This window comes from [Clostridium] innocuum (genome assembly GCA_012317185.1).
Classification (GTDB): domain Bacteria; phylum Bacillota_I; class Bacilli_A; order Erysipelotrichales; family Erysipelotrichaceae; genus Clostridium_AQ; species Clostridium_AQ innocuum.
Window position 1 is genome coordinate 1,762,288 of record CP048838.1, and the last position, 14,128, is coordinate 1,776,415.

The following is a 14,128-nucleotide window of genomic DNA, read 5'->3' on the forward strand; positions in this document are numbered from 1 at the left end:
ATCTGTTTTTCCTTCGATTGATGATGTTTGTGAGAAAGGCGTGGCAAAGATAACTGCGGCGTCCTCCTTTTAAAGGCAGTAGCTGTTATTGATGTAGAATTCATAAAACACGTATACATAACACTGTTAATGAAGTAAAAACAGTATGAGAAAAAGGGTGGTCATTTTTACAATTTATGAAAAATGTTACAGAAAACTTTGTGATTCAGGAAGACTGAGCATGGAAACCTTTACCAAAAAGTGTTATAATGAAGCACATAAGGAGTGTGAATCATTATGAAGATTGGAATCCCTAAAGAAATAAAAAACAATGAAAATCGTGTATCCTGTACACCTGCGGGTGTATTTGCATTGTGCAAGGCTGGACATGAGGTGTATGTGGAAACAAATGCCGGAGCAGGAAGCGGCTTTTTGGATAAGGAATATGAAGAGGCCGGTGCACAGATCAAAGCGGCCGATGAAGTATTTGCTTTGGCTGATCTGATTGTGAAGGTCAAGGAATATCTGCCACAGGAATATCATTATCTGCGTGAGAATCAGCTGGTTTTCACGTATCTGCATATCGCGAATGATGAAGCCTTTGCGAACGCATTGCTGGAATCAAAGACAACCTCCATTGCCTATGAAACAGTACGTGACAGAAAAGGCGGACTTCCGCTGCTGACACCGATGAGTGAGGTAGCGGGGCGCATGGCGGTTCAGGTCGGAGCAACAATGCTGCAGAAAAACAACGGAGGACGCGGGTTGCTGCTGGGGGGAGTTCCCGGTGTATTCCCTGCCGAGGTTGTGGTGATCGGCGGAGGTACCGTTGGTCTCAATGCGGCAAAGATTGCCTGCGGCTTAGGCGCAATCGTAACAATCTTCGATATCAGTGCCGATCGTATGGGCTATATTGATGATATTTCCGGAGGAACGATTCATACAGCCTACAATAATGAATATAATCTGCGCAGAGCGCTGCGCACAGCGGACCTCGTTATCGGGGCAGTGCTTGTACCGGGCGCAAAGGCACCGAAAATTGTGACCGAGGATATGGTCAAAACAATGAAGCCTGGAAGTGCGATCGTCGATGTGGCGATTGATCAGGGTGGATGCATTGAAACAAGCGATCATATCACAACACACGATGATCCGTATTTTGAACGCTATGGTGTTATGCATTATTCTGTGGCTAATATGCCGGGTGCGGTACCTCGTACCTCAACGATGGCTCTTTCCAATGCAACGCTGCCGTATATCTTAAAGCTTGCGGAAAAGGGTGTGGATGCTTTGAAGGAGGATGCAGGCTTCCTTGCTGGATTGAATACATGCAAGGGGCATATCACCTGTCAGGGAGTCAGTGATGCTCTGCAGCTGCCGTATGCTGCTCCCATGGAGCTGCTGTAGGCACAGAAAGGATAAAACAAGTATCATGCATGTTGAGAATGGCTTTGCTTAAGGCTGTTCGTCAGCCTTCCTTATCAGATACAGATGGCATAAGAATTCAAATCAGGTGGGATTTGGATTCTTTTTTTATTTGGGGAGGAAAGGACAGTATGTATTGTTTCATGAATTTCTATCGTAAATTGCATTGCACTTCTTTAAAAAAGTTAACAATTTCCATATGTATGCTGTTCTCTATATGATTCCTTAACAGAAAAGCTGCAAAATCTTTATATTCTTAACGGAAATACCATCACTCTTAATGCAGTCTTTATACGTTCTTAACATTGGCTGCGGTTTGCTTACACTGTCTTTATATGCAACCTGTTACTATAGGGGTGGGAAGAAAAAGGTAAGAGGTGTTTATTATGTTTACAAGAAATCAATTAAGAAATCAGAAGGTGCTGGTTGCAGGCTGTGGAAGATTTGGAGCCTGCCTGGCTGCGGCATTGAGTGAGGCGGGGTATGATATACTGGTGATAGATAAACAAAAAAGTGCCTTCAGGCGTCTTTCTGACAGCTTTCAGGGCTTTGAAATCGAAGGGGATGCTGCGGATGTGAATGTGCTGGAAGCCTGTGATATCAGCCATTGCAATATTGTGCTGGTGGCAACGGACAATGACAATACCAACTGCATGATTGCCCAGATTGCCGCAACGATTTATCATATTGAGCAGGTGTATATCCGATTGAATGATCCCGACAAGGAAAAGCTGCTGGAGCAGACCTCCATTCGAGCAATTTATCCTGCACGGCTTTCCGTACAGGAATTTGAACAAATCAGCCATATCGCATTAAAAGGAGCTGCTGTTTTATGAAAATCGTTGTAGCCGGAGGACGCAGCAAGGCGGATTTTTTAATCGGATCTTTGCTGGAAAAGAAGCACGAGGTAACGGTAATCAACGATGAGGAAGCATATTGCCGGTATCTTTCTGAAAAATATAATATCCCGGTCGTTGTGGGAAATCCCTGCAAGCGGTATGTGCTGGAGGAGGCGGAAATCGATCATGCGGACATTCTCATAGCACTTCGCCCCGGTGATCCGGATAATCTGGCAATCTGTCAGACTGCAAAAAAAATATTCCATGTGAAACGGGCAGTGGCAACCGTTTCCAATCCCAGAAATGTTTCTGTCTTCAAAAAGCTCGGTGTAAATACGGCCATATCCGCAACGTATACGATTGCAAAGATTATTGAACAGGCAAGCACCATCGAGAATCTGGTCAATTCACTGTCCATAGAGCAGGAAAATATCGTGTTGAGCGAGCTGCTGCTGACCGGAAAGTGTGCGGTAGTAAACAAAAAGCTGAAGGAGCTGACCCTGCCAAAAAACGTTATCATCTGCTGTATCCTGCGCAATGTGGATATGATCGTACCAAATGGGGAAACCGTGCTGCAGGAGCATGACAAGCTGCTGCTTCTTTGCCCCACTGCTTTGCAGGAGCGTGTGCTCGATATGTTGACAGCGCAAGGGTTGGCATCATGAAAGAAAGGCTGCTACTGAAACAGCATGAGGTAACCGGATTTGGGCTGATGCTGGGCTATATCGGGGTTCTGCTGATGCTGATTGGAGGCATTGTACTGCTGCCGCTGCTCACGTTATTATGGTACCCAGAGGAGGCGTACGAGGCGAAGTACTTCATACTGCCCGGTATCGGAAGCATTCTGCTTGGCTATCTGCTATTCTATAATATCCGGGGAAGAGAAACAGGACGGCTGCAGCGCAATCAGGACGCCGTTATCGTTGTGACCTGCTGGATTCTGGCAATCATGATCTGTGCATTGCCCTTTCTGTTGAGTGGTAACTATACGTTCACGCAGGCGGTTTTTGAAACAACCAGTGCCTGGAGCACCACGGGATTGAGCGTTGTTGATGTGGAGCATACCTCCCACCTGTTTCTGATGCACCGCAGCACCATTCTGTTTTTCGGAGGTATCGGACTTGTGCTGGTCATGCTTTCCGTCTTATCCGACACGTATGGGATGCGCCTGTATGCGGCTGAGGGTCACAATGACCGCCTTCTTCCCAACCTGTTAAAATCTGCACGCATCATACTGACGATGTATCTGTGTTACATCCTGTCCGGAGTCGCATTGTATTGTCTGTTTGGTATGCCGCTGTTTGATGCACTGATTCATTCCATCGGAGCCTTATCAACGGGCGGCTTCTCCTCACATGCACAGAGTATCGGATATTATGATAATATCTGGATTGAAATGATTACAATCGTATTGATGCTGCTTGGCAATATCAATTTTCTGGCGCATTTGTTTCTGATTCGCGGTAAGCTGAGAAATTTCTTTCAGTATTGTGAAATTCGTTTTTCCTTTCTTGTGATTGCACTGGCTGTACCGGTTTTTGGATTCCTGTTATGCGCGGGTATGGGGACCGCCCTGCCGCATGCGCTGCGAACTGCATTGTTTCAAGTCGTATCCGCATTAACGACAACCGGCTTTCAAACGGTGGACACGTTTGTGACGCTGCCCTCCGCAGCCCTGCTTTTATTGATTGTACTGCAGCTGATCGGTGGAGGCATCGGATCAACTGCAGGCGGAATCAAGCAGTATCGCATCTATGCGCTATGCAAGGGCATCTGGTGGAATATAGAAAGTCAACTGCGTTGCGGAAATGTGATTCGTTCCCATAAAATCAACCGTGTTGATAAAAAGGAGGCTATCAGTCCTACCGAGCTTTCGCAAATGGGGCTGTATGTAGTGCTGTATTTCTGTTTGTTTCTTCTGGGAAGCTTTATCCTGTGCTGCTATGGTCATCCGCTTGCATACAGCATGTTTGAATTCTCCAGTGCACTTGGCACCGTTGGACTTTCCGCTGGCATCATGACCTGTGATGCACCTTCTCTTGTCCTGTGGACAGGAACGATTGGGATGTTTATCGGCAGGCTGGAAATCTATGTTGTACTGCTTGCGGCAGCAAGGCTGGGAAAAGATATCTGCAGCTATGTAAGGCGTAGGAAAACGGCATGAAATCTGCTATAATTGGAACGGAAAAGAGGGGTCTGATGAAAAACAGTCATATATGGAAAAATCTGTGTATTACGACAGTGATACTGTTTCTCTGCACACTGGTATCCTTTGTCTTTGATGATATAGAAATACGCACCGAAAACATCATGCTGATCTATCTGATCGGGGTACTGCTGATCGTTGTGGAAACCGGAAGCTTTCTGTGGGGCATCACCTCCAGCCTGCTGAGTATTCTTACCTTTAATTACCTGTTTACCAATCCGACATTTTCATTGCAAATTGACGATTTCAATTATATTATCACGATTATCGTGTTCCTGATCGTATCCTTTGTGACGGGCTCTCTTGTCAATAAGCTGCAGCAGCATGCCCATAAGGCCAGAAGCAGTGCACGTCAAACCAGTGCCTTATATGAAATTACGAGAGCCTATCTAACCCTGTCCGGTGTGGATACGATTCTGCAGCATACGATTCGCTCACTGTATACTGCCCAGCAGACCATCTGTACCGTTTACTATACAGATGGGGAAGCCTTAAAGAAAATACGGGAGCCAATGGATACAGCTGCTGAGCCGGATGACGGTATGGCGGCGTGGTGTATGGAAAAGGACTGCGACTGCGGCAGGGGAACCTCCTTTTATGAAGAACAGGCCTGGACCTATCATCCCATGCACTGCAACAACCAGCTGATGGGTGTGTATGCGCTGTATGAGGAAACCTCCCTGCGTGAGGAACAGCGTCTGTTTGTTCATACGCTGATTTCACAGATGATGATGGCAGTGGAACGGGAGATGCTGTATGCGGAGCAGGAGCAAAGCAGGGTCGAAATAGAAAAGGAAAAGCTTCGCAACAATCTTCTGCGCAGTATCTCCCATGATCTTCGCACCCCCCTGACCGGTATTGCAGGAAGCAGTACGCTAATCTGTGAAAATTATCAGGATCTGGATGATGATACCATCTATCATCTGGTGAAATCCATCAGCAGTGATGCCCTGTGGCTCAATCAGCTGGTGGAGAATCTATTGAATATGACAAGGATTCAGGATGGAAAGCTGCTGCTGAAACAGCAGGAGGAGGTTGTGGATGATATCATCTGTGAGGCCGTATCGCGATGTGAAAGCAGAAAGCGGGAGCATACGCTGAAGGTGACGCTGCCGGATGAGGTTTTGCTTGTGGAAATGGATGGACGGCTGATCATACAGGTGCTGGTCAATATGATTGATAATGCCATCAAGCATACACCGGATGCGACAATGATCGATATTCGCTGCTATAAGGACCACGGCTGGGCGGTGTTTGAAGTCATTGATCAGGGAGAAGGCATTGATGAATCCATCCGCGAGCATCTATTTGAAAGCTTTGTGACCACCAAGAGTGAGTGCAGCGATTCCAGACGCGGAGTGGGTCTTGGCTTGACCATATGCAAAAGCATTGTAGAGGCACACCACGGTGAAATCTTTGCCTATAACCGTAAGGATGTGCAGGGTGCAGTGTTCGGCTTTCAGCTGAAGCTGGCCACAGAAAGGAAGGAATACCATGCATGATAAAATATTGCTGATTGAGGATGATGCCAGCATTATCCGATTTCTAAGCCTGTCTCTGGATAAGAACGGATATAAGGTGATAGAGGCACGAAACGGCATTGAGGGAATTTCATTATTCATGAGCGATAATCCGGATTTGATTCTGCTGGATCTGGGACTGCCGGATATTGACGGCAGCGAGGTGCTGCGTCAGATTCGTTCCCAAAGTGAGGTGCCGATTCTGGTAGTATCTGCCAGAGGGCAGGAAAGGGAAAAGGTGGAGGCACTGGATCTGGGGGCGGATGATTATGTTACCAAGCCCTTTCATATCAATGAGCTGCTTGCCAGAGTACGGGTGGCACTGCGTAAGAAAACACCGCGTGTTGTTAAGGAAAAGGTGTTTGTGCTGGATGGTCTGCGGGTGGATTTTGAAAAATACAAGGTCTATGTGGAGGACCGGGAGGTGCATCTGACACCAATCGAGTTTAAGCTTCTGGTGTTACTGATTGAGCATGCGGGCAAGGTGCTGACCCACAGCTTTATCATCCGTAATATCTGGGGGTACAGCTCCTGTGAGGATTCACAATCCCTGCGTGTCTTTATGGCAAATATCCGCAGAAAAATTGAAAAGGACAGCTCACATCCCCGCTATATACTGACAGAGGTAGGCGTAGGATATCGTTTTGTCGATGAATGACCGGTACAAACCGGTTTTTTCATTTCATAAGCATCCCGCTAAAACAGATGGCAATGTGCCATATCAGAGGACGTTGTAAAACTCCATGCACATGTTCGAGCTGTGCAATTACCTATTGATGCAGGGACTATGCAAAACTCATAAAAAAACGTATTGTGCAATGAAATATGCAAAGCAATGACCATACGGAGGGCCGCACAAAGCTAACGCTGTATCATTATGCACCTTACAGCAGTATGCAGCACACGAAACTGCATGGCATATAAAGACCATTTCTAAACCGCCTTCTTATCCGTGAGGGTATTTCCCACACATCTTCCACATCATGAAGAGAGATTGCATTTACAGCAAGGTTCTTTCTCGATTGTGGGGAAACCTAACATAGGGAGACTTCCATACGATTGTAGTTATCAATAGAAGCTGAAGTCTCCCTTTTGCAAACACCCTAAAGTGAGAAAGAACCTACAGCAAGCAACCCTCTTTTTATCTATCTTTCTCCAATCGCATCCCCTCTTGTTCCTGCCCTTTTCATTTTGCTTGAGCGGATTGTCAGGCGCAATCGCTTTCATAAAAAATCCTTACAGCTTCTTAACATTCGCCCCTTGTTCTTTACACCTGCTTTATATGGGATTCGCTATAATGGAACTCGTTAAGAAAGGAAGGGTTTGGATATGGAAATGATCGTTATCTTGTTTTATGGCGTTGCCATTGTCCTGTTAGCATATTTGTTTTACATGCTGTTTAAGGGTGAATCCATATGAACAGCGCATTGATTTTGCAGGATGTCGTTTATGTCGTGGCACTGCTTGCCATCGGATATCCGCTTGGCTGTTATATCTACAAGATTTATAACGGGGAGCGTGTAGCTCTCATGCGGATTTTTGCACCGCTGGAGCAGCTGCTGTACCGTGTGATGGGAGTCGATGAAGAACAGCAGATGTATGCGAAAAAATACGCATCCAGCGTTCTGTGGTTTTCGCTTTTCGGTTTTCTGATCGTTATGGGGCTGCATCTGGTACAGGCATGGCTGCCGCTGAATCCGGAGCAGCTGGAAAACACTAGTGTGCATCTTGCCTACAACACAGCCGCAAGCTTTGTATCCAATACAAACTGGCAGGCATATTCGGGAGAAACCACACTGTCCTATCTGACGCAGATGGCAGGACTTACCGTACAGAACTTTGTATCTGCGGCTACTGGAATCGCTGTTTTGTTTGTCCTGTGCAGAGGCTTTGTGCGCAGGGAAACAAAAAATCTTGGAAACTTCTGGAGTGATCTTGTAAAGATTACACTGTACATTCTGCTGCCTCTGTCCGTCGTGGTATGTCTGATCCTGGTCAGTCAGGGGGTTGTACAGACACTGGATCCGTATGCATCCTATACGACACTGGAAGGAACACAGGGTGTGTTGCCGCTGGGACCTGCGGCCAGTCAGATTGCCATCAAGCAGCTGGGCACCAACGGCGGCGGCTTCTTCGGTGTCAATTCGGCATTCCCGTATGAAAATGCAACACCGCTGTCCAATATTATTGAAGCGCTCTGCTTACTGCTGATACCGGCTGCTCTGTGCTTCACCTTTGGAAAAGCGGTCAAGGATACCCGGCAGGGAAAGACGATTCTTATTGTTATGACGGTAATCTTTGTCGCTGCACTGGTGGGCCTGAGCTGTGCGGAAATCTTCGGTGCCCCATCGTGGGATAGCGTAGCATCTCTTGGCGGAAGCATGGAGGGAAAGGAAACCCGCTTCGGTGTCGGCGGAAGCTCTTTGTGGGCTGCGGCAACAACTGCCGCAAGCAATGGCTCGGTCAATGCAATGCATGATTCTCTGACTCCCCTTGGCGGCATGATCACCATGTTTCTAATGCAGCTGGGCGAGGTCGTTTTTGGCGGTGTGGGCTGCGGCTTGTACGGTATGCTGGCCTTTGCCCTGCTGACGGTATTCATGGCGGGGCTGATGGTCGGACGCACACCGGAATACATCGGCAAGAAGATCAATGCCTTCGACATGAAGATGGTCTGCATCATTATTCTGGTACCGCCGCTGTGTCTGCTGCTGGCAACCGCAATCACCACCCTTTTCCCGGCAGCACAGCAGCTGCAGGCTGACGGCGGGTGGCTGAGCAACACCGGAAGTCACGGCTTCTCTGAAATTCTGTATGCCTACACCTCCATGGCGGGGAACAACGGAAGTGCCTTTGCCGGCTTCCAAGCCAATACGGTGCTCACCAATGTGATGGGTGGTACGGTGATGCTGCTGGTACGCTTTCTTCCCATGGTTGCGGTTATCTATCTGGCGCAGAGTCTGGCCAGCAAGAAATATGTACCGGCCGGTTCGGGTACACTTGCGACAACATCCCCGCTGTTTGTCGGATTTCTGATTGTGATTGTGCTGATTGTCGGAGCGCTGACATTTTTACCGGTGCTGGCGCTTGGCCCGCTTGCGGAATTCTTTACGCAGCTGCATGTACTCGGTTGAAAGGGCAGGTGATATGCTATGAAGCAGGTAAATAAACAGGCAGTATACAGGGATTCCATACTGCAGGCATTAAAAAAGCTGGCACCCGCTGTTCAGGTGCATAATCCGGTTATGTTTATCGTATATATCGGGGCAATCTTTACTACCATATTGTTCATTGCCAATATCGCGGGGATAACGGATGAACCGTCCTGGTATGTATTCGTTATCGCGCTGATTTTATGGTTCACCGTGCTGTTTGCCAATTTTGCGGAGGCAATCGCAGAGGGCAGAGGACGGGCACAGGCGGAAAGCTTGAAAAAGTCAAGGAAGCAGGTAATTGCACATAAGCTCTCAAGCATTGCAGAGAAAGAAGCATATACCGATGTATCCTCCTCTGAATTGCAGGTGGGTGATATCTGCTATGTAAAAACAGGAGAAATAATACCGATGGACGGGGAAGTGATAGAGGGGATTGCTTCTGTCGACGAATCGGCAATTACCGGAGAAAGCGCACCGGTAATACGGGAATCCGGAGGTGATCGCAGTGCGGTGACAGGAGGCACTACCGTTGTCAGTGACTGGATCGTACTGCGGGTTACTGCCGCAAGCGGTGCGTCCTTTCTGGATAAGATGATTGCCATGGTTGAGGGAGCGGCACGAAAAAAGACGCCCAACGAAATCGCTTTGCAGATTCTGTTGATCACTTTGACCATCATCTTTCTGATGGTTTGCGCAACGCTGCTTCCGATTTCCCGGTATGTGAGAGATATGGTGGGACAGGGATCGGCAGTATCCCTGAGCAATGTGGTTGCCCTGCTGGTGTGTCTTGCCCCGACAACGATCGGTGCCCTGCTGTCCAGTATCGGCATTGCCGGCATGTCCAGACTGAATCAGGCAAATGTACTGGCAATGAGCGGACGTGCCATTGAAGCAGCCGGTGATGTGGATGTACTGCTGCTGGATAAAACCGGTACGATAACGCTGGGAAACCGGCAGGCAGTTGCCTTTCGGCCCGTACAGGGGGTGCAGGAGCAGGAGCTTGCGGAAGCAGCTCAGCTTTCCTCTCTGGCGGATGAAACTGCTGAGGGAAGAAGTATCGTTGTACTCGCAAAAAAGAAATTCAATATCCGTGAGCATTCCATGCAGCAGCTTCATGCCAGATTTATCGAATTCTCCGCAAGAACCCGCATGTCCGGCATTGATATGGACGGCGGTATGGAAATTCGCAAGGGTGCGGCAGATGCGATCAGAAGATACGTGGAGGCCGGTGGGAACACATATCCGAAGGAGTGTGAAGAAGCGGTTCAATCCATAGCCGAGCAGGGGGGAACACCGTTGGTTGTCGCTAAAAACCATAGGGTGCTCGGTGTTATCTATCTGAAGGATATCGTAAAGGACGGTATACAGGAAAATTTTGAAGCGCTGCGCAAAAGCGGTATCAAAACGATTATGATAACCGGGGATAATCCGATGACCGCCGCAGCCATTGCAGCGGAAGCAGGCGTGGACGATTTTGTCGCTGAGGCAACACCGGAAACCAAGCTGGAGCTGATTCGGGAATATCAAAGAAAGGGGCACTTAGTTGCTATGACCGGGGATGGGACAAATGATGCACCGGCCCTTGCACAGGCGGATGTCGCTGTGGCGATGAATTCCGGTACACAGGCAGCGAAGGAAGCAGGCAATATGGTGGATCTGGACTCCAGCCCGACCAAGCTGATTGAGGTTGTTCGCATCGGAAAACAGCTGCTGATGACACGCGGGGCACTGACCACATTTTCCATTGCCAATGATGTAGCGAAGTATTTCGCCATCATACCGGTGCTGTTTATGGGAATCTTTCCAAATCTGGCGGCTCTGAATATCATGCATCTGACAAGCACGACCACGGCTATTCTTTCCGCGGTTATCTACAATGCCTTTATCATTATCGCATTGATTCCCTTATCCCTGCGCGGCGTGAAATATCGGGAGCTTCCGGCGGATAAACAGCTGCGGCACAATCTGATGATATATGGTGTCGGAGGAATTATCCTGCCATTTATCGTTATCAAGCTGATTGACATGGCACTTACCATGTGCGGCATTGCTTAGGAGGTAGAAAGATGAAAAAAGGAAAAAAGACATGGATCGCAGCATTGCTCTGTATGTTGTCGATGACGCTCATTTGCGGATTGCTCTATCCGCTGGTCATGACTGTCTCGGCATCGCTGCTCTTTCCCGAACAGGCCAATGGCAGCCAGCTTACGGTGACAAGGAATGGCAAAACACAGAATGTGGGATCCGCCCTGATCGGACAGTCCTGGACAAAGCCGGAGTATCTGATCGGACGACCAAACAGCGGCGCACCGACAAACCGCAGTGCTGTTTCCGACGAGCAGCAGCAGGCGGTTGCTGATTCTGTGGCATGGTGGCATGCATTTGATCCTCAAACCAGGGGAAAGGATATACCGGAGGATCTGGTAACGGCATCCGGCAGCGGTGTCGATCCAGAAATCAGTCCGCAGGCTGCCTATTTTCAGGTGGAGCGCATTGCCCGTGTACGAAAGATATCACAACAGAGTGTTCGCAAGATTATCGACAAATACACCACAGGCAAAACCTTCGGATTTCTGGGAGAGGAACGCGTCAATGTGTTAAAGGTCAATCTGGAGCTGGATGGTTATACGATCAGTGAGTAAAGGTATTTGCATCATCTTAACATCACCTCCTATCTGCTAACGGCACATTAACCTGACCGCTGTTAGAATATAGGTGTAAGGAAGGTGATGGATATGTTGAGTACCATCGATATCGTAATCAGTGCGGGAGGTATTCTGCTTGCGGCTGGTCTGCTGTATGCAGCCTACCGTCTTATGAAATCTGCCGTTGATACCAAGCAGTGCCATATGCACTGAAGTAAGACATTTTAAACAAAGCAACAACGATGTAAAGGAACCCTGGCGGTACCTGTAAAAGTAGCGTGTAAGCACACAGTGTGCTACATGCTCTAGCAGGTACCTTTTTTTATAGAAATCTGCTGCAGCTGAAAAACAGCACGGATAAAAGAAAGCGCCCGCATCTTGTCGAGGAACAGAGAAAACCCTACTTGTTCATTTCATTTTATACTGAAAAAAGCACCTGATCGTATCGGTGCGTTCATTCACCGTACGTACAGGTGCTGATTGAAAACAGTGCTGCGGTTTCCCTGTTTTTTGGATGATCATCTGCCATGGCGGTATGCACGCTCCATCGCTGTATACGGTGCACCTTTCGCGCTGTACCTGCAAGCATGTAAATCACGATTACGATCACGATGCCCAATACAAGGCAGAACAACCGGTTTTCGATGGCTGTTTTGGTGTCCAGAATGACAAGGGATGCATTCAAGGCTGAAATGGCATTGATTACCTGCTTGTATTTGTATTCCGGTAGAAAGAAGCCGATATAACCCAGAAGCATGATGACCAGCATTGCATACTGCTGAGGAATCAGCAGCTGGAAAAAAACAAAGAACAGCACGATCCCGGCCAGTGTACCGATGAAACGGTGGCGTATCCTTTCCAGTGTTTCGGAAAATTCCAGCTGTGTCAGGGACATCACGACGATGCTGATCCATAACGGCTTGGAAAGCTGGAGGATGGAGGCAATGAGCATGGCAAGCGATATTCCCAGCGACATGCGAAGAATATAGCTGCGATGCACCCTACTGCGCTGAAACTGCTTTTTCAGGGTACAGCCGTTTCTGCCGATGCCCTTTCGTTTCCAGTTCAGGACGATACAGCCGCAGATCAGCAGTGCTCCAAAGCTCACGCATGCCAGGCGTGCAGGAAACTGCGTCCAGGGAACATAGGTGGATTGTGAAAATACAAAGCAGAGCAGAAAGGAGATGTTCGCCTTCATTTCCATTGGCTCACTGATGAGTGCCAGCAACAAAACGAGAAACCAGAAATTGATGAGGAAAGCGAGAGCGGGGTGCAGCAATGCACTCTGCGCAGCGATTCCCCCGCCGATATACAGCAGCAGAACAATGCAGCACATAGCGCCGGGGCGTATATGCAGCTCGCTGTTGGGTAGCATGGTGAAGCCTACGGACAGGGCTACGGCAGTCAGCGTATTCTCCGCATGAAACATCATTTGAAACAAAAAGATAAAGCCGACATTGATAACAAACCGAAAAGCATTGTAGAGCGCTTCTTTAGCAAAGGACATACTGATTCTGCGCATGATATCACTCCTTTTTCTACCTTTTCTTGCTTTTTTACAAAGTTTCCGTTATGATGTGCATATAGTAAATACCAATGAATAGTACATAATTATGTACTAAGTGTATTGTATCTGTTTTTGAAAATATGTCAATACCAAACGAAGGAGGATAACACCATGAACCACACGACTTCCATGCAGGAACTGATTCGATTGCTGCCGCACTGGCACTATAAAGTAGAGCGCAGCATCCGCCGGCAACAGAAATCAAGACAGATCAGCTATGAAACTTATTTCTGTCTGATGACGCTGAAAAACTGCGGACAAATGAAAATGGGAGAGCTCGCAAAGGCAATGCGTCTCAGCAAGCAGCAGGCTACCCACATGATCGACAGTCTGCATCGCTATGGTCTTGTGGAACGAAGTGAAAATCCCGGCGACCGGCGAAGCATCTATATAGGAATCACAGCACAGGGCTTTCGCTTTCTAAAGGAAAATGCGCTGGATGCCACAGCATTATATGAACAGATGCTGCAGAAGCTCAGCGACAGGGAAATCGCAGCTTTTGAACAAGCCGTCCATACCATGCTGGAGGTACTTACAAAGCTGGATTAGCAGGTAAGTGCTGAATACAAATAGTTGCAGCGCAGCATTTCCATATAGAATAGAAACCGGTTACTTTATGAAGCTATATCAAAATGGGGAAAGGAAGCTGATCACCGGTGTAAACCATCATTCGCTTCCTTCTGCATGGGCTGAGGCATTTCAAGCAAGAAGCCTTTAGCCACAATGAAAACAAAAGTTAAATGCTGTTTCAGAGCTGGAAAAAAAGCGTGTAAAACGCAGGCGATCGTTAAA

Annotated in this window: 11 protein-coding genes; 10 read left to right on the top strand and 1 reads right to left on the bottom strand. The window is 47.9% G+C overall.

Annotated elements, in window-relative coordinates; all coding sequences use genetic code 11:
- Positions 1-276 precede the first annotated feature (276 nt).
- The 9 genes from ald (at position 277) to G4D54_08510 (ending at position 11,766) form a co-directional block, all read left to right on the top strand.
- Positions 277-1,386, top strand: a complete 1,110-nt coding sequence (gene ald, locus G4D54_08470; GenBank protein ID QJA02451.1) for an alanine dehydrogenase — start codon at positions 277-279, stop codon at positions 1,384-1,386.
- Between the two features lie 404 nt (positions 1,387-1,790).
- Positions 1,791-2,240: a TrkA family potassium uptake protein gene (locus tag G4D54_08475; protein QJA02452.1), complete on the top strand. Its 450-nt coding sequence runs from the start codon at positions 1,791-1,793 to the stop codon at positions 2,238-2,240.
- Positions 2,237-2,908, top strand: coding sequence for a TrkA family potassium uptake protein (locus G4D54_08480; GenBank protein QJA02453.1), 672 nt, complete (start codon positions 2,237-2,239; stop codon positions 2,906-2,908). The genes G4D54_08475 and G4D54_08480 overlap by 4 nt, the downstream gene beginning before the upstream one ends.
- Positions 2,905-4,407 carry a TrkH family potassium uptake protein gene (locus G4D54_08485; protein ID QJA02454.1) on the top strand — a complete coding sequence of 501 codons (1,503 nt, stop codon included), beginning with the start codon at positions 2,905-2,907 and terminating at the stop codon, positions 4,405-4,407. The genes G4D54_08480 and G4D54_08485 overlap by 4 nt, the downstream gene beginning before the upstream one ends.
- Positions 4,404-5,951: a DUF4118 domain-containing protein gene (locus G4D54_08490; GenBank protein ID QJA02455.1), complete on the top strand. Its 1,548-nt coding sequence runs from the start codon at positions 4,404-4,406 to the stop codon at positions 5,949-5,951. The genes G4D54_08485 and G4D54_08490 overlap by 4 nt, the downstream gene beginning before the upstream one ends.
- On the top strand, positions 5,944-6,627 hold the full coding sequence (locus G4D54_08495) for a response regulator transcription factor (GenBank protein ID QJA02456.1): 684 nt from the start codon (positions 5,944-5,946) through the stop codon (positions 6,625-6,627). The genes G4D54_08490 and G4D54_08495 overlap by 8 nt, the downstream gene beginning before the upstream one ends.
- Positions 6,628-7,384: 757 nt before the next feature.
- Positions 7,385-9,103, top strand: coding sequence for a potassium-transporting ATPase subunit KdpA (gene kdpA, locus G4D54_08500; protein QJA02457.1), 1,719 nt, complete (start codon positions 7,385-7,387; stop codon positions 9,101-9,103).
- A gap of 18 nt (positions 9,104-9,121) precedes the next feature.
- Positions 9,122-11,179 carry a potassium-transporting ATPase subunit KdpB gene (gene kdpB / locus G4D54_08505; protein QJA02458.1) on the top strand — a complete coding sequence of 686 codons (2,058 nt, stop codon included), beginning with the start codon at positions 9,122-9,124 and terminating at the stop codon, positions 11,177-11,179.
- A gap of 11 nt (positions 11,180-11,190) precedes the next feature.
- Entirely contained in the window at positions 11,191-11,766 is a 576-nt protein-coding gene (locus tag G4D54_08510) for a potassium-transporting ATPase subunit C (GenBank protein ID QJA02459.1), read from the top strand.
- A 457-nt stretch (positions 11,767-12,223) separates the two neighbouring features.
- Here G4D54_08510 and G4D54_08515 read toward each other — a convergent pair whose 3' ends face one another.
- Complete coding sequence (locus G4D54_08515; GenBank protein ID QJA02460.1) at positions 12,224-13,291, bottom strand: FUSC family protein; 1,068 nt, start codon at positions 13,289-13,291, stop codon at positions 12,224-12,226.
- A 156-nt stretch (positions 13,292-13,447) separates the two neighbouring features.
- Here G4D54_08515 and G4D54_08520 point away from each other — a divergent pair, with 156 nt between their 5' ends.
- Entirely contained in the window at positions 13,448-13,885 is a 438-nt protein-coding gene (locus tag G4D54_08520) for a MarR family transcriptional regulator (protein ID QJA02461.1), read from the top strand.
- Positions 13,886-14,128: the final 243 nt, after the last annotated feature.